This window comes from Candidatus Peregrinibacteria bacterium (genome assembly GCA_016699755.1).
GTDB lineage: Bacteria > Patescibacteriota > Gracilibacteria > CAIRYL01.
Genome location: CP065009.1, coordinates 947,584 through 968,964 on the forward strand (window position 1 = coordinate 947,584; position 21,381 = coordinate 968,964).

Genomic DNA, 21,381 nt, shown 5'->3' on the forward strand with positions numbered 1-21,381 from the left:
CTCAGGGAACCCGAACTGCACCAAAAAGCTGATCGAGAATGTGATCTGTTGTTACCTCTTCTGCTTCTGCTTCGTAGGTTGGAATAATACGGTGTCGCAAAACATCTTTTCCAATATCTTTTATATCGTCTGGCGTCACAAAATCTCGATTCCTCAAGAGTGCCATTGCTTTTGAAGCCAAAAGAAGCGCTATAGAAGCACGTGGAGAAGCGCCAAAGGCAATAAGTGGCGTAAGGTCGGGAATTCCGGCAGATGCTGGGTGTCGACTCGCAAAAACAATATCTCGGATGTAATGCTTTATAGAATCATCCGCGTATACTTTTTTACAGATTTTCTGAAGTGCAAGAATATCTTTTCCCGAGATTACCTTCTTTGACTCTTCTTCTTCAAAAGTTTCATTCAAATTCATAATGGCAATTTCTTCTTCTGGAGAGGGGTAAGAAACGGTTACCTTCATGAGAAAGCGATCTGTTTGGGCTTCGGGAAGCGCGTAGGTTCCCTCTTGTTCAATAGGATTTTGTGTCGCCAACACAAAAAATGGTGATGGCAAGGCAAGGGTTTCTTCTCCAATAGTCACCTGCTTTTCTTGCATAGCTTCGAGCAAAGCACTTTGAACCTTCGCCGGTGCACGATTGATTTCATCCGCGAGAATAAAATTGGCAAAAACTGGACCTGTTTTTACAGAAAAAGTGTGATCTTTTGGGTTGTAGATACGTGTTCCAATGAGGTCGGAAGGAAGAAGATCTGGGGTAAACTGAATACGACGAAAAAGAACACCCATAGTTTTTGCAAGAGTGGATATGGACTTCGTTTTTGCAAGACCCGGAACGCCCTCAAGAAGGACATGTCCACCGGAACAAATAGCAATAACAAGTCGCTCCAAAAGATCTTGCTGACCGATAATAGCTTTTTTCATTTCTGCCAATACTTCTTGAAGCAAAACATTGGCAGAAGAAATATCCATTTCTTTTTTACTCATACGTTGGGAAAAGAAGAAAAAAGATGATGTGTGCGATGAAGGAGATTGGTTTTATCAAGAGATTTTCGAGCAAAAAGCGCGCCATCCAATGTTTCTAAAAGAGGTTGAACATACGGAAGAAGCTGAGAAGAACGCTCTTGCAAAACAGCGAGAATTTCTCTGCTCGTCATCTCTTCGGCAGAAATCCCCTCTGTATGCGAAATAAAAAGACGGAGAGCAGAGAGAAGTTTTTTCGCAAAAACAGCGTCATCTTCGGAAACATGCGGAAGAATAATATCAGGAGTTTTAGGAGGAAAAAATTCCTCTGAGGGAATAACTTTGGAGATGCGATTTTTTTTTCGACCAAGAAGAAAAGATATTCCTCCTGCACACACCCCAATAACCAAGAGTAAAACTGCCGTGGTGTTCCACACTTTTTTTTGCTCTGGAATGTGCTCCTCATCCTTCATAAAAGAGGCTTCGGAAGATTCTGAATTATCTTTCTGATGAATTTCTGGAGGAGAAATGACAGAAAGGGAGAGAATATTCGATTGAATTTTTTCTCCACTGGAAAAAACAACAGTCGCTGGACCAAGGGAAAAAGTTCCGGTCTTCTGCGGAAGAATCGTGGTATGTAATTGGAATTCTGAATTCATTTTCCCATTCACAACTGTCATTCGACTACTTTGTGAAGTTCCCTGCTGTATAAACTCTGGTGGAATTGGTACATTTACAGAAGCGATAGAAGCATCTCCGGTTCCTCGCAATATAAGACTCACAGAAAAGGATTCATTCACAATAATATTTTCCGTTTGTAAAACAAGTTCTGCTGTAAATGACCCTTCGCTTCTTCCCGAAGATATCGGCAGAAGAAAAAGGAGAAGGAAAGCGCTGACAGAAAGAAGAATGCGCGAAAACATATTTCGTATCGCGAAAGAGCATACCGTTTTTCATGGATATTTTCAATATCCGTTTATCTCACCAACTCTCTCGATTAATGTGCTCAGGGGAAACTCCTTTTTCCATCAAAATTTGTTGCATTTCCTTTACCATAGTATATCCCCCACAAAGTGAGACTTCTGCATTTTCAAAAAAACTTGCGTCTAGTGTGGATGCAATAGTTGTTACACGTCCCTCTCTATAGTTTTCTGGCGGAAGCTTTGGCTGACTCACACAAAAAGTGATATGACACCTTTTTGGGCTTTTGGATTCCCAATGAGAAAACTCTTCTTGAAAACAGAGATATTCCTCATTTCGAACTCCAAAGAAAAGAAAGATCTCTGGCGCATTTGACTCAGAAGAAAAGAAATGAAGCATACTCCGAAATGGGGCAATTCCTGTTCCAGTAGCAAAAAAGATTTGCCGTTTCTGAGGAAAACGAATGCCAAATTTCCCAAGAGGTCCAAGAAAATCAACCACTTTTCCAGGAAGAGAGTCCCACAGAAATGTACTCGCTTTTCCATTAGGAACGTGTTTCACTACCAATTCAAAAAATGGAAGCTCTTGTGGAGCAGATGCAAGAGAATAGGCACGACGAGCGCCATCATCTGGTAAACAGAGAAGAAGAAATTGTCCAGGAGAAAAAGAGGAGGGAGAAGTCTCAGAAGAAATACAAAATCGAAAAGACCTCGTTTCGTGTGCAACGTCTTCAAATTGCACAAGTTTGGCAGAAAAAGAGGGATTAGGAATCTTACTCATGACGAATGGAAAGAAAGAGAATTCTTTTGACGAAGAGAAGTATCGAGCAGCAGGGATATTATCAAGTATCCAATAATAATACCCCCAAGAAGGAGAATTTTTCCAAAGGTTTCAAGCTGAAGGCTCGCCCATCCCAAAAAAACAGATGGCAGAAAAAAGAACAAAAGAATCATGCGATCAGAAAAACCCGCTTTTCGAAGGCGATCATGTAAATGCAATTCATCCCCTCCTTGAAGGGGATTTTTTTTCGAGAGAAGACGCCGAAGAATCACAAACAACGCATCAAAAAATGGAATTGCCAAAACAAGAAGAATGGTCGCCATTTTTCCTCCAGAAAAAACAGAAAGCGTGGCAATAATAAATCCGTAAGACATAGCGCCCGTATCTCCGAGAAGCATTTTTGGAGGAGGAATATTGAAGAGGAAAAATCCAAATGCAGAGGCAGCAAATACAAAGGAAAGGAGTGCAATTTCTGTTTGAGAAACAAGTGGGGTAAGACTGAGCCACCCCAAAAAACTACCCGCAGAGGCAGCAGAAGCAGAAGAAAGCCCCGGAACACCATCAAGCCAATTGAGGATATTGGCAAAGCCAACAATCCAAAGCATCGTTATAATCTCTGGAAGCCAGAAAAAAGCATCTCTCAGAAAGAGTGTCTCTCCAAATGGATTCCCCAAATACTCAATAGAAACTCCAGAAAAAACAACCATTCCTGCGGCACAAAAATGAATCAGGAGTCGAAATGCCGAAGGAAGATGTCGTCGATCATCCCAAAAACTTACAAGGGCAATACAGGAAACAGCTCCACAGAAAAAAAGGAGGGAGACATTGAGTTTTGGAAAAAAAAGAAGAATAGAAACAAGAAAAGCACATATCGGAGCAACTCCTCCGGGATAAGGAATAGGAGAGCGCTTATACCCATATTTTTCTGGACGATCGAGAAGTCCTATTCTCGGAAAAAAATGAAGTGTTGCAAAACACAACAAGAGACTCAAACAAAAAGAGAAGGAAATAAGAAAAAGTGGAGAAAACCAGAAAGACATTTTTCAAGGGAGCAAAGAGGTGCACCCATTTTCTCACAGAGAAAAGAAAAAGAGAATACAAGAAAAAAAAGACTATTCCTATTCGGAATAGTCTTTAAGAAGTCTTTAAAAGGAGGAGGGATTAGTTTTCTTCGCTAACAGCAGGAAGAACCACTTCGAAGAGAACAGAATACCCTTCTACCATCCCTTTTCCTCGAGCAAGGCATATTGGAGAAAGGAGTGCTTGTGGAGCAGAATCCCCTTCCATAAAGTATCCGCATTCAAATCCTGTGAGCTCTGCTTCAGAAACAGGAACAGTGTCACCTCTTGCAACATCATAGAATTTACGACGATCTTCAGTAGCAATAGCACCAGGATATTGCAGTTCTACGTTACCAAGTTGAAAAATCCCCTCTTGTAAAAAACTTGTCACCGCTTCGACATTTTTCGTAGGAAGAGTGGTCTGCTCAGTAATATTGGGGAAGTTTGAGTAAAGAGCCGTGATCATTTGGTCATTCACATGAACATCAGCAACACCTATTTTTCCTGGAGTAAAAGTAGAGGAATCTTCTTCAGACTCGTTTCCAAGAGACAAAACCGGAAGAGAAAGGTTTGGGCGGAATCGATACCAAACATCTCCTTGCTCTTTCTCAAATGTCTCCACTGAATAAGGGAATTGCAACAATCCCAAATGAGAAAGTGTATCACCTACTTCCTGTCCAGAACTAACGGGGCTCCCCGAAAGATGAAGATTTGGAGCTGAAACAAAAAGGTGATAGACATCGTATGTCAAAAAGAATTCTCCAGTTTTCACATTCACCACATTATACACCTGCTCATTCATACGGAGGATATGTCCAATAAGACCAAGATTATCCCGAAGCTCTTTGACAACATCATATAGAGTTTTATCGAGTGGACGTGCGAGAAGGTACACAGGAAGCGTTTCGGGAAGATTGGTAATAGAAGAAAAATCATCTGTTTTCCACGAAATTTGATACGTTTTTTCTTTTTTGGGCTGTGGTTCTGATCGAGAAATAGAAGTATCTTCGAGTTCTTTCTTCTGAGGTTCAGTAAAAAACTTGTATTCATTCTGTAAGCCAGCTCCAAATACAGCTTCTTGTACATCTTGAGCTGTTGGAGGAGGTGGTGGAGCAGGCTCGTTTTCAGGAGGTATTTTTTCTATATCATCTTCAATATCCTTACTCGTATCGTCATCATCTCCACGATCATAAGCAGGGGGCGAAAGAAGAGTGTCATTTTTATTTTCTTGGGGTTCTTGTGGTTTAGATGCCAAAAAAGCAAGAATTGCCAATATGACAACCAACAAAATACCTCCAACAATGAGAACCGGCTTTTTCATGGGAGAGAAGAAAAGGATATATCCTTATTCTACAGAGGACAACCAAGAAAATCAAATCCCTTATAGATACATATCTGTATTCCAAGCCCACCACAAAACCCCTTTCACGAAGAGACAAACTTTATCTCAGGAAGCCCTGATGAAAAAAATCTTTGTTTATAAGAGTATTTCCGCACTCCTCGCAGAATGGCATTGAATATTTATGGCAACCGGAAGCGATGCCATGTGTGTTGGAGCATACTCAATATGTGTTGAAAGCACAGTGGTATTTCCACCAAACCCCATAGTTCCGATTTTCAATGCGTTTACTTCTCGTGTGATTCTTTTTTCAAGTGCAGTATATCGCGCATCCGAATCCACATCTTTTGAGGGACAAAAAAGAGCGCGTTTTGCGAGAACAGCAACAGAATCGAATGTTCCTCCAATACCAATTCCCAAAATCCACGGGGGGCAACTTGTTCCTCCTGCTTTTTTGGCAGTTTCTAAAACGGTTTTTACAACCCCCTCTTCTCCGTCTGCTGGACGAAGCATGGTGAGGGTTGATTTATTTTCTGCCCCTCCACCTTTTGGGAGAAAAGTTATGCGAATATTCTCTCCCAAAACCTGCTCCAAGTGAAGAAGTGGTGGAGTGTTGTCTTTTGTGTTTCTTCTATCGAAAAGTGGATCAAAAACAATACTCGCTCGGAGTCGGTACTTTGTATAGCTCTCCGAAACCGCTCGTTTCAGCGTTTCGAAAATCGGTTCTTCGAGTACTACCCCCATTCCTATTTCCACAAAAAAAACGGCTGTTCCGGTATCCTGACAGAGCGGAAGTTGTCTTTCTGATGCTTGCTTTGCGTTTTGTATAATTGTTTGAAGCGCTAATTTGGCAGAAGCATTTTCCTCTTCCCCCTCTGCCTTTCTGATTTTTTTCTGTATCTCTTCTGGCAAGACAAAATTTGCCGATTGAATGAGTTTTTCTGCCGCTAAAAAAATATCACTTGCCGGAATTGTCCTCATAATATTCTCTGAAAGAAAGCAAAAACTATTTTGCCATAAAAATAATGGAGTACAAGAAGAAGGTTGTCATCAACGCATGTATCAAGAATTCGTATGATAATTCCTTAAAAGTGCAAGTATAAAAGGAACATTATTTTTCTGTTTTGCAAGTTATTTTTCTTGCGAAATAAAATAGAGAGAAGATATATTTCCCAATCAGACTTCTTTTTATTGTTACTGAAAAAAGAAGCATTTTTTTCCTGAAAAAATGGAAGAATATGGGGCAACAACCACCGCACCACCCGAGAAACAATTTTCCAAAGCAATTGCGACAGAGATTCATGATCTTATTGCAAAGGCACAGCGTATTGCTATTATTTCTCACCGAAGTCCAGACGGAGACACAAGCGGATCGGGGCTTGCTCTGAGGATTTTGCTTGAAGATCAACAAAAAATGGTCACCAATGTTTGTGGAGATCCACTTCCAACCTCATTCCAATTTCTTCCAAATGCCTCTCTTTTTGTTCCAGATTTTCATCCAGAAGAGTTTGACCTTCTTCTCACGGTAGACGCGGCAACAAGTGGTCAAACTGGATTTTCTGAAACAAAACCAGAGCTCTTCTCTGGAAAATATCCGCTTGTAAACATTGATCATCACATCTCTAATGAGCTTTTTGGAACCATAAATCTTGTTGATGCAAAGGCAAGCAGTACAACTGCGGTACTCTTTACTCTGTTTACCCTGTTTGGCTGGCGCATTTCACCAGATATGGCAACGTGCCTCCTTAATGGATTGATGACAGATACGGGATCGTTTCAGCACACGAACACCACCCCCGAAACTCTGAGAATTGGAGCAAAACTTCTTTCTGCCGGAGCAGATCTCGAGAGTATCCGTCGGTATGTATTCCGTACTACTCCGGTTGAAACTATGCGTCTTTGGGGAAAAATTCTCTCTCGTGCCGAAAAGACAGCCGAAGATATTGTGGTTTCTTCCGTTCGGGAGGAGGACTTTCAGAGAACTGGTGCAGATCCAAAAGATGCGGCAGGAGCAATCGACTATCTCAATATGATTCCAAACGCAAAATATTCCATACTCCTCACCGAGCGCGGAGGAAAAGTAAAAGGGAGTTTACGCACACAACAGGACTCTGTGAATGTTTCTGAAATTGCGGGAAAATTTGGAGGAGGTGGACACATAAAAGCGGCGGGATTTACCGTTCCAGGAGTACTTCGGATGGAACGACGTTTTTCGATTATCTCTGAAGAGAAGACAGAAAATATTCTCCAAGAAGCAAAAGTACATTCATAAAAAACATTTTTCTTGAGGGAGTGAGTGACGAGTCGCTCGAAAATCCTTTTTGACATTAGTAGAACCTCTTTTTTTTATAGGAATATGTAAGCATATGTATGCGTTTAGAGAGGTGTTTGCATTTTCTTTTTCATTCACTTTTTTAAAAAAACACGGAACAATGGAAACTCCTCACCGATCTCCTTTTTTTAACATGTCGAATTCTCCTTCGTTTGTTCATCTTCATGCGCATTCCCATTATTCCCTTCTTTCTGCACTCGGAACACCAGATGAAACTGCAGAGACTGTGGCAAAACATGGACAAATGGCAGTTGCTATCACTGATTCGGGGAATATGCATGGAGCGGCAGAGTTTTCTATTGCCTGCAAAAACTCCGGAATAAAACCAATATTTGGGTATGAAGCGTATTGCGCCCCTCGGAGTCGACTCGATAAAGAACCTGTTGATGCAAGATGGAGTCAGCTCGTTTTGCTCGCAAAGAACAAGGAGGGGTATCACAACATTCTTCGTATTGCGACAGAAGCCGCACTTTCGGGCATGTTTCACGTTCCACGAATTGATTGGGAACTTCTTGAGAAATATGGAGATGGCATTATTCTCCTTACGGGTGGAGTTCGTGGAGAACTTGTTCAATATCTTTCTGGAGGAGGAAAAGAGGAGAAAGCAAAAGAGATACTCCATCGGTACCAAAAGCGTTTCGGGGAAGATTGTTACATCGAACTTCAGCGTCACCCCACTCAACGTCAGTGGGCAGAGGTGGAACCGATTCTTCGAAAACTTTCACAGGAACTCAATATTCCGCTTGTCGCAACAAATGACGCATATTACACAAAGGTAGAAGACGCGGCGGCGCATGATATTCTTCTCTGTATTAAAAACAATACGCAGAAAAACGATCCAAGTCGTCCCACCATGCTTGGAGACAATTTTGCACTTCGCTCTTCCGAGGAAATGCGTGAACTGTTTGTCGATCTTCCCGAGGCGTGTGACAACACCATTACTATTGCCGAGAAGTGTGATGTCGCCATCGATTTTGGTGGTTCTTTGCTTCCCTCCTTTCCGGTTCCCGAAGGGGAGACACTCGAGAGCTATTTGCACAGAGAATGCTTTAATGGAATTGAAAAGCGGTACCATTTTCTCCCAAGTGCTCCCGAAACCGAAGAGCAGAAAGCCATTATTGAGCGTCTCGAATTTGAGCTCTCCGTTATTAATAGCATGGGATTTCCCGCTTACTTTTTGATTGTGGGAGATTTTGTCCAATGGGCAAAAGCGCGTGATATTCTTGTAGGTCCTGGTCGAGGAAGTGCAGCAGGTTCGCTTGTTTCCTATGCACTGACGATTACGAATATCGACCCGATTCGATATGATCTCCTTTTTGAACGATTCCTCAATCCTGAGCGTGTCTCAATGCCAGATATTGATATAGACTTTCCCGATGAAAGACGCGATGAAGTGCTCGAATATGTTCGCAAAAAATATGGAGAAGATCGCGTGGCACAAATCTGTACATTTGGAACACTCGCAGCGCGTGCTTCTATTAAAGACGTGGGACGGGTAATGGGGCTCAACTTTGCGGATATGAACGGCTTCGCGAAGCTTATTCCCGAACGCCCCGGAATTACCATGGATGAAGCCCACGAAACCGCTCCTGATCTTCGAAAAGCACTTGAAGACAATCCTCGATTCGCCGAAATTTGGGGGATTGCAAAACGTCTTGAAGGAGGTGTGCGCCATGTTTCCGTGCACGCGTGTGCTGTGGTGATTTCTCCTGATGAACTCACTCATCATACAGCACTTCAGTGCGCACCGAAAGACGATCGCACGGTTATTACACAGTTTTCCGCAAAGCCCATCGAAAAACTCGGTCTTTTGAAAATGGACTTTTTGGGACTGAAAAACCTCACTATTCTCGTGCGTACCCTTGAAGTGATCGAAAAATATCACGGAACAAAGATTGATCTCGACACCATTCCACTCGATGACAAAAAGGCATTTACGCTTCTTTCAAGGGGACAGACAACTGGAGTATTTCAGTTGGAATCTTCCGGAATGAAGCGCTATCTCAAACAACTCAAACCGACCAATCTCGAAGATATTATCGCTATGGTGTCGCTCTATCGTCCCGGTCCAATGGAGTGGATTCCTGATTATATCTCAGGAAAACATAAGGAAAAAAAGGTAAAATATGCGCACGAATCACTCAAAGGTGTTCTTGAAAAGACTTTTGGAATTGCTATTTACCAAGAGCAAATTCTTCAAATTGCACAGGTATTTGCTGGATTTTCTTTGGGACAAGCCGATATTTTGCGTCGAGCGATTGGAAAAAAAATTGCGTCCGAACTCGCCGCTCAACGCGAAAAATTTATTGAAGGCGCAAAGGAAAAAGGGCATTCCGAAAAACTTGCCGTCAAAATCTTTGACGAAGTGATCGAACCGTTCGCCGGATATGGATTTAATAAATCTCACGCCGCGGGATACGCCATGATTGCGTATCAAACCGCATATTTGAAGGCGAACTATCCCACCGAATTTATGGCGGCGCTCCTTGCTTCTGACCGCGATAATACCGACCGCGTTATTATTGATATTGAAGAATGCCGTGAGCTTGATATTGAGGTGCTTCCGCCAAGTGTAAATGAATCGGGTACCAATTTTACGGTAGTGGAAGACCGAAAAATTCGCTTTGGACTTGGTGCCATTAAAGGAATTGGTGACAGCGTGGTGGAAAGCATTGTGGAGCATCGCGGAGAAGAGCCATTCGAGACTTTTCCCGACTTTCTTGTACGTTGCCCAGCACGTATTCTCAACAAAAAATCGCTTGAGGCACTCGCAAAATCTGGTGCGCTTTCTGCCTTTTCTGAGCCAAACGAAATTCTCGAAAACATAAAACTTATTACCGATTTCGCGAAAGCGGCAGAAAAATCTGCGGCGGATGAAAATCAACATTCTCTTTTTGACGAAGGAGGTCACGCCGGATACGAGCTTGTTCTTCCTGAAACAAAACCAGCGAGTGAAGTAGAACGCCTTTCATGGGAACGAGAAATTCTTGGACTTTTTGTTTCCGACCACCCCTTACGACGCGCAAAATCTGTTTTTCGGAAAAGAGGAGTGCTTATTGCAGAAGTTCCGCAAAAATCTGGAAAATACGGCAAAAAAGGAAAAAGCATCACAGTAGGGGGGCTCCTCATGGGGCTCCGAAAAATTGTCACCAAAACGGGGAAACAGATGGCAATTTTGCAGATTGAGGATCCAAGCGGAAAAATGGAGGCAGTCGTTTTTCCAAAGAATTATGAAGAACTGTCAGCGAAACTCATTGAACAGAACGATGTCGTTTTCTGGATAACGGGAAAGGCAGAAGACCGCGATGGGCAATGGCAAATGATAGTCGATAAAATTGAACACCAACCGCTTCTTGAAATCGAGGCACTTGCAAAAAAATATGCCGCGGAAAAAGGAGAACATTCGTCTTCAGGTTCAGAGGAATATACTTCCGATACCCCTCCATGTGAATTGGATTTCGTGAATCAGGAAGAAACAGAAACCTCGAGAGATTCTTCTGACGAAAAACCACATCTATGGAAATTGCGTCTCAAAAATAGTCTTCTCAAAAGTGATCTTTTTCGTCTTCGAGATATTTTACGTCAACATTCTGGAGGCACTCCAGTAGAAATCCATGCATTTGGACAGGTATTTTATCTTGAAACAGGAGTACAAATGAGCAACGCGCTTTCTCAAAGTATTCAAGAGTTTGTAACAATGGATTAAGAGTCTCTATGAGTGAGTTTTTGTTGTATGAGAGTTGAAATTTCCTTTGGAATTATCACTCCCTGTCCAAAGAAGAATTTGTCGTGAATGCCATGTATGGTGCTATTCCTTTTTCCCCTTGTTTTCGTAACGAGTGTAAAGTTGAGGGGAGTAAGATCGTATTGTCCAAAAGCGTTAAGAATATTGGCAAGTGCATAGGCGGGGACATGTTTTTCGTAGCTGATAATTTCCACAGATCCTTCTTTCTCGCATATAATGACCTCTGGCATTTCAGAGAACACTTCGTTTTTCCCATTGCTTTTCTCCAGAATCTTATTTTGTTCCCCATTCTCAATAGCCATATATTCTTCTATCGCTTGATCAAGAGATGGTTTAGGCTCGGTTCCCGTATATTTTACTTCAAGCGTAACAAGTGTTTTGTCTTCGTCAAATGGTAGGGCAGAAGCCTGATCAATGGACCAGTGATGATTTGAAAAGGCAATCCCCATATTTTCTAGGGCAGAAGACGTTCTCGGGACACGAAAGAAAATTTTTGCAACCATTCCTTCTTTTTTCTCTGGGAGAATGCTATAGGCGACTTTTTGTTCAGGATCTTTTTGAATTGTTTCATATTCTTTTTGCATTGAGCCATAATCAAAATAGTGAATTACCTTTTCTAGGCACGTAAGAGGATTTGATAATGCTTCTGTAATTTCTTCATTTGAGGCCTTTCCAAGAGCGTCTATCATTCTTGTGTAGAGTGCGGATGGATACTTTTTAAGCGAATCTCTGTACTTCTCAAGTTCTCCATTTTGAGGGTTTATGCTCGTTTTTTCCACGAAGGAATCAGAGAGAGAATCCCAAAAAAACTCCTCATTGTTTCCTCGGAGTGCACCACGAATAAAATGCAGAAACTGGTACTGTTTGTAGAACCTTGAGAGTGCCGTTTTTATTTCAAAAAGATCTGTTCGCTCTGGGTTAATAGCAACTTTTCGAGCAAGATTAAGAGCAAAAAGAGAGGCAAGGAGATGCTCTTTATCAGTAAGCTCTTGAGAAAGAGCCTCAATGGCAATAGGATTGACGTGTTCCCCAAAAACAGTGATATCAAACTGAAATCTTCCCGTTCGCACCTGCTTTGATCCTTCTTTATTTCCTGGCGGGATAAGGCATCTTTGGTGTTCCACCAAAAAGTTAACGTCAGTAATTTCTTCAGCTGAAAAAATCTTTTGTTGTGGATCAACTTCCCGAAGAGCCTCCTCTACACCTTTCTGACTATTACGAATGAGCAATGCAAGCCGAAGAACTTTTGTGTTTCCCGACTTTTCAATACTATTCCAAATACATCGGATATCTGGATCATCTGCAACGTGTTTTTGTAAAAAGAGCATGCTGGCAAGCATTTCATCTCCTTTGGAATAGCAGTCGTCTTTATGAATCGTTTGAGCCATGTCCTTATATGCTGGAAATATTTCTTGAAGCAATTTCATTCGCGAAACCCAAAGTATAGCCTCTGAAAAAAATCGTGTTTCAATGAGCTCCGTAAAGAAGAAATTTTGAAAATGAAGGAGATCCTCTTTATCGCTCGCAACCTTTTGAGCAGATGCATACAGATGTGATGCTGTTTTTGCGTTTGGATGAAAACCATTTTTCCCAACATATCTTAGTGTCGATATAAGGAAATCAACTTTTGATATTTTTTCTATTGATCCCTGAAAATTAAGTCGCCCTTTTTCTTCACAAAAGCCGTCGCGAAGTGGTATTTCTCGGGAAATTCCCTTAGCACCCTGATCTCTAGATATGGGTTCTATAATTGCAAGAGCGGTTTGAATATCGACAAAAATTTCTTCAATATTGGAAATATTCTGCATCGCCCACTCCAAAAATTCTGGTGTTATGGTGTTGGCTTCTGTCATTTTTGAGGTGGAACCTGAGGGAGCAACAGAAAAATATCGTGCAAGTTGCATTCGTACATAGTGAATGCCCTTTAATCCTTTTTCTGCTCTTTCTAGTGATATTTTTGCACAATCTTTTTCCTGAAAAAAAGCATAGAGAAGGTCTTCAATTCCTCCGTGATGAACATTTCCTTTTTCGATCAAGAAATTAATACAAGCGGTTTGAAATGGTCTATAGAGCTCTTTTTTTACGTCCAGATTTTTGAGTTGAAAAAACCGATGAATTTTATATGCTTGTTCGCTCGCCATAGTATTCACTTCTTTTTTATTGGAAGCGATAAATTCTTCTATTCCTGTAAAATATTGCTTTGCTGTTTCTTTATCTCCCCCAATATATCGAGAGGTCATATTCTCTCGAATAATCATAAGTGTTTGAATAATGGAGTCATGAAGACATTTTTCTAATTTTTCTTTTTTTATTTCAAAATCTCCTTTTCCCTGATTTTCTATAAATTCTTGGTATTGCCTTTGAAATTCCGAGAAAACATAGGAGTACTCTTCATTCGGAACAATGTCTCTTTGTGCCATGCGCAAGGATTCTTTATACGGTCCTATCACAAGCGATCGACATAATGGAGAAATACCAAGGACATTCACGATAATATCTTCAACAGGATTCTTGATTTCGGGAAGTTGCTGGATGTGCTCTATTCTTTGGCAATGAAATATCCCCCGAACATCATCGGCATCAATATCGAATCCTACTCGCGAAACTCCTAAGATAAAATGATGAATAAAGACTTCAAGATCATTATTTTCACACTCTTTCTGAGCTATTTGAAGGGCTTTTTTGTAGGCATTGGTGACATGTTCTTGATTTGTTCTTTGTATATGAAATCTCTCAAAAATAGCTTCAATAACAGGAGGGGTTTTCTTGGGAATATCCTGAAAGCTGGTTATGCCCTCTCCCTTTAATACTTCTTTAATACAATGAAGCTTCTCTTCTGTTATTCGAAGTCCACCTAATTTTAATGCGTCGAGAAGGTGAGAGAGAAAACGATTGAGCTTCTCCTCATCAGAAACCTCAAGAAGCACCCCCTGTTCCTTTGCGACCTTCTCTATTTCACGAATAATATATTGAAAAGCAAAACCATCGCTTGTTATGGTTCGTAATTGCCTTAGAAGATCTGTGAATTGTCCATTGGCATGGATTGCCGTTTTACTTGGAATATTAGCAACTCTTATGGTGAAAAGTGTACTTGAAACTCCGTCAAAAACTTCTTTTGCTTTTCGAAATGCCTCCCCATCAAATCCTTCTTTTGGAACAAAAAGATAGTCTTTATCAGACTGAGGAAAAATAAGTTGTAGCCCATTTCCACCGTTGGCAATAAGACATCCCATTTCTTTCAATTCTTTTCCCGTTTCCTGAAAAAGGCAGTTTTTAAAAAGAGCGGAAACAAAAGCATCATCAAAATCCGACCGTTCTCGGCAAAGCTTTTGGACATTAACCGCTTCGTATGGAGTATTTGTGAGTATATTATACATGCGCTCATTCATGAGTGTCATTTCTCGAAAGTGAATTTCACTTGGACACCCCCCCCTGAGAAAGCTCTTTCGTGAATTGTATTTCAAACTCTTCTCTGGTCTTTAGGGTGTACAAAAATTCGGTATTTTTTCGTGTTTCTTCAGGGGGAATGTGAGGCGCAAAAGTATTTCGAAATCCTTGAATGATTTGAGAAGTATTATTATTTATTCCAACTTCTCGAAAAATAGGAATGATTCGAGGAGTATTATTATTTATTCCAAAAGGGGGGAAATCTTTGATACCCATAAAAGGGGGTTTAAAATGGAAAAAGGGTTTCATTTATGCTTTTTTCTTTTTTTTCGTCAATACTTTAAAAAAAAATGTTTCATTCTTTTTGAACAAAATGTTTATTTTTTTGTAAAAAACATAAAGAGAAATATGTATTTCTTTTATAATGAGTTTTCAAAATTGTTTTTTTATTCAAAAAAATAAACAATAACGGATTGTTGTCAGAAGCATAATTCTTCTGTTTTCTGTTTTTTTGAAAAAAAGGCATAATTCACTTCGATTTTCTTCTCCGCATGCACTTTTCCGACGCTCTCTTGAGGCAAGTTCAACAAAAAAAATCTGTTCTTTGTGTTGGACTTGATCCACATTTTCATCTTCTGCCCGATGTTGCTAAACATGGAAGAAATGAAACAGAGGCGATTTTCTTTTTTCTTTCCGAAATTCTGGAGGCAGTTTCTCCTTTTGCAGTAGCGGTAAAACCAAACACTGCGTTTTTTGAATGTTGGGGTGTGGAGGGCTGGCGCATACTTGAAAAAATTTCAGAAAAAGCGAAAGAGAAGAATCTTTTGGTTATTGCCGACGCGAAGCGAGGGGATATCGGTTCTACGGCAGAAGCATACGCAGAAGGATTTTTGGGAAAAAATCGTCCGTTCGATGCCATCACTGTCAGTCCGTATCTTGGGCAAGATGGCATCATTCCTTTTGCGGAAAAGGCAGAAGAAAACGAAAAGGGCATTTTTGTACTCGTCAAAACGAGTAATAAAAGTGCAGGAGAATTTCAAGATCTTCCGGTGGGAGATTCTCTTTTACATGAGGAAGTGGCACGGAGTGTGGCACGAATTGGTACTTCATTTTCTGGAGAATCTGGATTTTCTTCTGTTGGGGCAGTAGTGGGAGCAACACATCCCGATGATATCCGTATGCTTCGCTCAGAAATGCCAGCACAAATATTTCTCGTTCCTGGGTATGGCGCACAAGGAGGAACTGTGGAAGACATTGCTCCCGCATTCTATGCGAATGGACAGGGAGCAATTGTTAACTCATCGCGTAGTATCCTCTTTGCTTCCTCAGGATCTCAATTTGCGGAATCTGCCGGAAAAGCCGCTCAGAAAGCTCAGCAAGAGCTTTCGACTACTGTGGGAATTTCCTGATTTTCGTTTACATATTTCTACTATCCCAAGAGGTATTCGTAAATGGTTGCTTGCTCTGTTATTCCCTTGTCCTTTCGAACATAGGTCGTTTTTGGAAGAGGAAAATGATACGAAAGGAGCCTCTGGCGCTTTCCTCTCCCTTTTGTCTTCTGAAAATACTCTTCAATATCTCCTGCACTTTCTCTCCGTCCGAAGAGATAAAAAACATCCCCTTTTGTAAGGTCTTTCTGAAAAATATCTCCCCTTTGAAAAGAGAGATTTGGAAGAGGAAAAACAACATTTTTCCAATATGCATAAGCAAATAAAAACAAGGAAATCTCCATGCCAATTATGATTGCGTCTGGATTTCTTAATGCTATTTCTCGAGCCACCCTTCCGTCTCCACACCCTAAATCTATGAAAACCTCCCTTTTTTGTAATTTTGCCATGCGATGAATTCTCTCAATATCCCGTTTTCGAGTGGGAACCCATGGAGCAATCGAAAGTCCACCCCGAACAAAGAGGAAAAAAAGGAGTATCGCCGTCAGAAGAGCAAAGAAAATATCTATTCGCATTTCCTTCTATTATGTCGTTTTTTTGTATTTCTATCAAAGAGTATTTTGTAAAATGATATTTTCCATTGGAATTTCCTTGACTTTTTACGTGGGAATTCGGGAGAATGCCTTGGCGTTTTTGCACTTTTCTTATGAAAGCGAGCGTTCGTGATATTCGTATTTCTCCAAAAAAGGTAAACCTTGTTGCCGGTATTGTGCGAAACATGCCTGCTAAGAAGGCGGTGAGGTATTTGGCGCTCCTCAATAAGCGTGCGGCAGGGGTTATTAAAAAGGTTATTGATTCTGCCATTGCAAATGCAAAAAATAATGATGGAAAATTGGAGGATGCCCTTCTAGTGGGGAAAATAATTGTAACAAAAGGAAGAACATTGCGTCGTGGTATTCCATCTTCTCGAGGACGTGTCGCTCCTATTAAAAAGCGAAGTTCTCACATTTTTGTGGAACTCACCGACACCTCTCTCTCTGCTTCCGAATAGTTTTTTCTCTCTTCCTCCTCTTTTCATGGGACAGAAAGCAAATCCAAATGATGTTCGTATCGGCATAACCACTCGTTGGCCAAGTATGTGGTATGCAGATGCAAAAAATTTTAGTCGGTACCTGAAACAAGATATCTGTATTCGTAAATTCCTCTCCCGAAAATTAACTGATGCGGGCATTTCTCGTATCGAGATTGAGCGGACAAGTGCTCACACTGCTCTTATTATTCATTCGAGTAAGCCCGGAGTTATTATTGGTCGAAGTGGAACTGCTGTGGAAGATTTAAAAAAAGAACTTCAAAAAGAGTTTGGTGAGAATTTTGAAGTGACCATTCGAGAGGTAAAGGGTCCCGATCTTGATGCTGAAATTCTTGCAGAATCTGTTGCATTTCAAATTTCGCGTCGTGTAAGTTTTCGCCGTGCCGCAAAAGGAATACTCAAAAAAGCAATGGATGCTGGAGCAAAAGGGGCAAAAGTACAGATTAGCGGACGTCTCAATGGAGCAGAAATCTCACGGACGGAGTTCTTTTTGGAGGGAAAAATTCCACTTCAAACGTTTCGAGCTGATATTTCTTACTCTTCCCGAAGAGCAGAGACAACCTACGGAACCATTGGAATAAAAGTATGGATTTTTCGTGGAGAAGTTTTCAAAAATCGCCTTCAGAAGAAAATGGAAATGTCTCCACTCGCAGAAGCAATTTAGTTTTTCCTTGGATTTTTTTGAGATGAGCGAAAGAGCTGTGGAGTGGTAACATCAGAAAATGCGGATCATTCAGCTGAGATTTTCTTGCACTTTTCTTTGAGAAGGTTCATTGGTGTAAAAGCTGTTTTTCTCTAGTATGCGTTTTCGAAATAAAATTATTGTGCCCCTCTTTTTCCTCCTCTTTGCTCCCCTATCGTTTGCCGAAAAAAGCGAGGAGAGGATGACTCATATTTCTCTTGTGAATGAAACAGGCTCGCTTGCTGTAGATGTTTCTTTTTTGCCAACAAAAGAAGGGGGAGACACTATTATCCTTCTTCACCACACGCCATTCCTAAAATCTGATATTTCTTTGGATGATTCTTCTTTATGCCGACTCCTTCCTCGGAAGAAAGCTATTTTTCTTTGCCTATTTCAAAAAGAATCCCCTGAGTTTCAATATCATGTTTCCTCGAAGTTTTCGACAAATACAAATACTCTGCGATTTTTGACCTTTGGAAAGTACGGCAACAAAAGAGATGGTTTTCAGTCTTTTTTTCAGCGAGAAGATCTGAGCTTCCCCCAGAAAACAGAAGAAGACGTGTCTCATGAGCCTTCGGAAGATACTTCTCCTCAAGCATCAGAAGTGAAATATCCCAAAACAAGACCTCCTCTCCCAGAAACACGACTACGAACGATTCCCGATCCAGAATCGAATATTCTCCTTTCTGGAACAAAAGAGAATGTTGTCGGATCCTTTTTCTTTGAGCCAAGAAACGAACCAGCTATTATTGAAAAGCTTGCAGTACAAATCAATGGAGTGGACACCACCGGAATTTTTCCAGATATTCCCGATGATCAAGGTATGGTTGAAGCGGTTTCGTTGTGGCACCAAGATGGAACACCGTTTCTCAAAAAAAATGGAGAAATGGCGAAATCTGGAAGTATTCAGAGTAATGGAATTGTGCTTTTTGAGGGGCTTCAGGTTGTTATTCCTGAAGAGGGAGAGCGTATTTTTGTAACGGTGGATACTCTTCCTATGGTACGTGATCGAAGTGGGTCTACCATTTTTGTTACTATTCCTTTCTTAGCAGGAAATACTCGTATTATTGGCTACTTTAGCCAAAAAGAAATGGTGTTTTCTTCAGATATTCCTCCGAAATCAAATCCCCATTTTTTTATTGTGCGGAGCCGTTTACAAGTTGAAGAAGACAAAAGTCAACCTAACACTCCTCTTCACTCTGGCAAGAATAATCTCCTCAAATTTACCCTCTCTGCTGAAGGGGATCGTGAGGTTTTTTTACAGAACATTGGTGTCGAAATTTCTGCTTTCTCTCATTTGGAGCAATCATTTTCCGTAACAAGTTTGCGTCTTTTACAAGGAGGAGAAGTTATTGCTTCCCTTTCTGGAGAAGACCTTACAGGAAAACAAACTCTTATGGTTGGCTCATGTGCCACTGGTGATTCGTGTTATTCGGACAGTGGAAATCGATATAAAATTAAAAGTCCTCGCTCATTCCTTATTGAAGCGAATATTTCTTCCACAGGGAACTTTTCTGGAGATGAAGTTTTAGGAGCAAGAATTTATATTAATGGAACAAACCCTGGAGAGGATGGATTTCTGTGGGAAGACTACGGATCCGGAGAGAATGACGGTATATCTTTACAGTGGATGCCTCGAAATGATGATCTTACTGAGCTTTTTGGAGAAGTTCGTGCACTATAGAAAGGCTCATTTTTTTCTCATGACAAACGAGTCGAAGTAGAATAATGATTAAGAGAAAGCCGGAATACCCGTCTTGATTTCTTGAATATGGGAGAGGATACTACATGTGTTTTCTTAAAAAAAATGTCTTCTCAAAAAACTACGGAAAATGGCGCACAGAATGCCTTTTTCTATCTCACGAGTTTCTTCTCATTGAGTTTTGTCGCCTTTGGAGTGGGCAATCTCCTTTTCTCCATGGTGCATTTTTACTTTCCAGAAAGTACAAACCTGTATTCTCAAGACTTCTCGCAAGATTCCCTTAAGTTTGGAATCGCAGCACTTCTCATTGCTTCCCCTGTCTATTTTTTCACGACAAAAACTCTTTATCGATTCTTGGCGGAAAAAAAACTTTCCTACGAATCGGGAATTCGACGCTGGCTCACCTATGTCGTACTTTTTATTACCATTGCCACTGTTTTGGGAGACCTTGTCACCACGCTCTATTCATTTTTGGGAGGAGAATTAACCATACGATTCCTACTAAAATCCCTCATTATTTTGGGAATTTCCGGAGGCATTTTTCTCTTCTATTTTCTGGATGTTCATACGAACGATTCTGCTTTTCAGAAAATGAAAAATAGAGTATTCACTGGAATTTTTTGGACAGTTGTTCTGCTTCCTCTCTTTTGGGCTTTTACTATTCTTGAAAATCCTCAAATAACACGAATGAAGAAAATCGATGAAAATACTATTGCTCTTCTTCAGTCACTTCAATACACAGTGGAAGCCTATGCAGAAAATGAAAAGGAACTTCCCAAAGACATCGAAAGTATCGCCTCTCCGCAATATGGAAGTTTTTCTCTTCAGGATATAAAAGACAAAAATATTTCCTATACCCCCACCTCTGAGAGAGAATATACACTCTGCGCCAATTTTGAGAGAGATAATCAACAAGATAACGACACATCATATTTTGGAAACGGAAATTGGAGTCATTCTGCAGGAAATTTCTGCTTTTCGCTCTCCGTAAAAAAAGACAATATCGGAAAAGAATTCATTCCTACTCCTCAGTAAAACGAACCATGGCAGAGATAAAAAACCGAAAGGCATTTTTTGACTACGAAATTCTCGATCGACTTACAGCAGGAATGGTACTCCACGGATCGGAAATAAAATCGCTTCGAGCAGGACGTGGAAGTTTTTCGGGAGCATTTGTTTCTCTCAAAAGCGGAGAGGCGTTTCTGAAAAATTTCAATATTCAGCCATGGGAATTTGCACAAGAAAAACTCAATCCAGAGCGAGAGAGGAAATTACTCCTTAAAAAACAAGAGATTGAGCGACTCATCAAAAAAACAGAAGAACAAGGGCTTACAGTAATTCCCTTAAAACTTTTTTTTACGAGAGGCTATGCCAAAGTAGAAATTGCTCTTGCCCGCGGAAAACGAAAGTACGATAAAAGACAGAGTATAAAAGCAAAAGATACCGAACGCCGCGCGAAACAAACGCTCAGACAATATGGCGGAAAATAAAGAAAATTACATAGATTTTTCAATTCTTCTCCTCAGCCGTTCTGCTCTTTGTTTGATATAAGGAGAGGGTTCTCCAATGCTTAGTCTCGATTCTCCACCAGAATCCTGCACAGCATTTTCATGAGTATATGTATCCTGTTTTAAAAATTGAGTGTTTGCTTGAAGCAATTGCCCCCGACTCCATGTTCCTACAACTCTACTATTTCCAACGATAGCAAAAGTCTTTTTCTCTCCTCGCTGTCGAACAAGAGTATAGGGAATTCCATGAATCTGTTTTTGAAACTGAATGGGGAAATCATTCATATTGATTCCATTCCTATTCACAATATTTTGAACTTTCGTCACATCAGAATCCATACTCGCTTCAATTTTCTCTTGAAGATTTCTACGCGTCGCATTTTGATGAGTCCATTCAAGAGTATATTTTGGACTTTCAGCAAAAAATGCTATTCGATTCTCAAAGAATGTCATGTCTGTTTTTGAAAATTTATTTTATTATACAACTTTTT

General features: G+C 40.6%; 18 protein-coding genes. 8 read left to right on the top strand and 10 right to left on the bottom strand.

From position 1 onward, the window contains the following. Nucleotide 1: 1 nt before the first annotated feature. From IPN35_04260 to IPN35_04285, 6 genes are all read right to left on the bottom strand, one after another. Nucleotides 2–979, bottom strand: coding sequence for a MoxR family ATPase (locus IPN35_04260; protein ID QQS58789.1), 978 nt, complete (start codon nt 977–979; stop codon nt 2–4). Beyond that, on the bottom strand, nt 976–1,878 hold the full coding sequence (locus IPN35_04265; GenBank protein QQS58790.1) for a BatD family protein: 903 nt from the start codon (nt 1,876–1,878) through the stop codon (nt 976–978). The genes IPN35_04260 and IPN35_04265 overlap by 4 nt, the downstream gene beginning before the upstream one ends. Before the next feature lie 58 nt (nt 1,879–1,936). Next, nucleotides 1,937–2,656, bottom strand: coding sequence for an FAD-dependent oxidoreductase (locus IPN35_04270; protein QQS58791.1), 720 nt, complete (start codon nt 2,654–2,656; stop codon nt 1,937–1,939). Beyond that, nucleotides 2,653–3,696 (bottom strand): undecaprenyl/decaprenyl-phosphate alpha-N-acetylglucosaminyl 1-phosphate transferase, encoded by a 1,044-nt coding sequence (locus IPN35_04275; GenBank protein QQS58792.1) that lies wholly within the window; start codon nt 3,694–3,696, stop codon nt 2,653–2,655. The genes IPN35_04270 and IPN35_04275 overlap by 4 nt, the downstream gene beginning before the upstream one ends. 121 nt (nt 3,697–3,817) lie before the next feature. Beyond that, nucleotides 3,818–5,038 (bottom strand): hypothetical protein, encoded by a 1,221-nt coding sequence (locus IPN35_04280; GenBank protein QQS58793.1) that lies wholly within the window; start codon nt 5,036–5,038, stop codon nt 3,818–3,820. 156 nt (nt 5,039–5,194) lie between these two features. Beyond that, complete coding sequence (locus tag IPN35_04285) at nt 5,195–6,037, bottom strand: fumarate hydratase (GenBank protein ID QQS58794.1); 843 nt, start codon at nt 6,035–6,037, stop codon at nt 5,195–5,197. Nucleotides 6,038–6,284: 247 nt separating this feature from the next. Between IPN35_04285 and IPN35_04290 the strand changes: the two genes are divergently transcribed. Together IPN35_04290 and dnaE are read left to right on the top strand one after the other, a co-directional pair. Then, entirely contained in the window at nt 6,285–7,328 is a 1,044-nt protein-coding gene (locus IPN35_04290) for a bifunctional oligoribonuclease/PAP phosphatase NrnA (protein QQS58795.1), read from the top strand. 193 nt (nt 7,329–7,521) lie between these two features. Continuing rightward, nucleotides 7,522–11,094, top strand: a complete 3,573-nt coding sequence (gene dnaE, locus IPN35_04295; protein ID QQS58796.1) for a DNA polymerase III subunit alpha — start codon at nt 7,522–7,524, stop codon at nt 11,092–11,094. Here the strand turns inward: dnaE and IPN35_04300 are convergent. Further along, nucleotides 11,091–14,531 carry a hypothetical protein gene (locus tag IPN35_04300; GenBank protein ID QQS58797.1) on the bottom strand — a complete coding sequence of 1,147 codons (3,441 nt, stop codon included), beginning with the start codon at nt 14,529–14,531 and terminating at the stop codon, nt 11,091–11,093. The genes dnaE and IPN35_04300 overlap by 4 nt on opposite strands. Nucleotides 14,532–14,547: 16 nt before the next feature. Then, entirely contained in the window at nt 14,548–14,796 is a 249-nt protein-coding gene (locus tag IPN35_04305; protein ID QQS58798.1) for a hypothetical protein, read from the bottom strand. A 296-nt stretch (nt 14,797–15,092) separates the two neighbouring features. On the opposite strand from IPN35_04305, the gene pyrF reads away from it, so the two are divergent. Next, nucleotides 15,093–15,929, top strand: coding sequence for an orotidine-5'-phosphate decarboxylase (pyrF, locus tag IPN35_04310; protein QQS58799.1), 837 nt, complete (start codon nt 15,093–15,095; stop codon nt 15,927–15,929). 20 nt (nt 15,930–15,949) lie between these two features. Here the strand turns inward: pyrF and IPN35_04315 are convergent, their stop codons facing one another. After that, the gene (locus tag IPN35_04315; GenBank protein ID QQS58800.1) at nt 15,950–16,483 is read right to left on the bottom strand and encodes a methyltransferase domain-containing protein; all 534 of its coding nucleotides are present in this window, start codon (nt 16,481–16,483) and stop codon (nt 15,950–15,952) included. Nucleotides 16,484–16,614: 131 nt separating this feature from the next. Here IPN35_04315 and rplV point away from each other — a divergent pair, with 131 nt between their 5' ends. From rplV to smpB, 5 genes are all read left to right on the top strand, one after another. Continuing rightward, a complete protein-coding gene (gene rplV / locus IPN35_04320; GenBank protein ID QQS58801.1) occupies nt 16,615–16,959 on the top strand; it encodes a 50S ribosomal protein L22 in 345 nt (114 codons plus the stop codon). Nucleotides 16,960–16,984: 25 nt separating this feature from the next. Then, on the top strand, nt 16,985–17,662 hold the full coding sequence (rpsC, locus tag IPN35_04325) for a 30S ribosomal protein S3 (GenBank protein QQS58802.1): 678 nt from the start codon (nt 16,985–16,987) through the stop codon (nt 17,660–17,662). Between the two features lie 136 nt (nt 17,663–17,798). Further along, the gene (locus IPN35_04330) at nt 17,799–19,364 is read left to right on the top strand and encodes a hypothetical protein (GenBank protein ID QQS58803.1); all 1,566 of its coding nucleotides are present in this window, start codon (nt 17,799–17,801) and stop codon (nt 19,362–19,364) included. A gap of 123 nt (nt 19,365–19,487) precedes the next feature. Next, on the top strand, nt 19,488–20,417 hold the full coding sequence (locus tag IPN35_04335) for a hypothetical protein (GenBank protein ID QQS58804.1): 930 nt from the start codon (nt 19,488–19,490) through the stop codon (nt 20,415–20,417). Between the two features lie 8 nt (nt 20,418–20,425). After that, a complete protein-coding gene (gene smpB, locus IPN35_04340) occupies nt 20,426–20,872 on the top strand; it encodes an SsrA-binding protein SmpB (GenBank protein ID QQS58805.1) in 447 nt (148 codons plus the stop codon). A gap of 6 nt (nt 20,873–20,878) precedes the next feature. On the opposite strand, the gene IPN35_04345 is transcribed toward smpB, so the two are convergent. Further along, nucleotides 20,879–21,343, bottom strand: a complete 465-nt coding sequence (locus tag IPN35_04345; GenBank protein ID QQS58806.1) for a hypothetical protein — start codon at nt 21,341–21,343, stop codon at nt 20,879–20,881. Nucleotides 21,344–21,381: the final 38 nt, after the last annotated feature.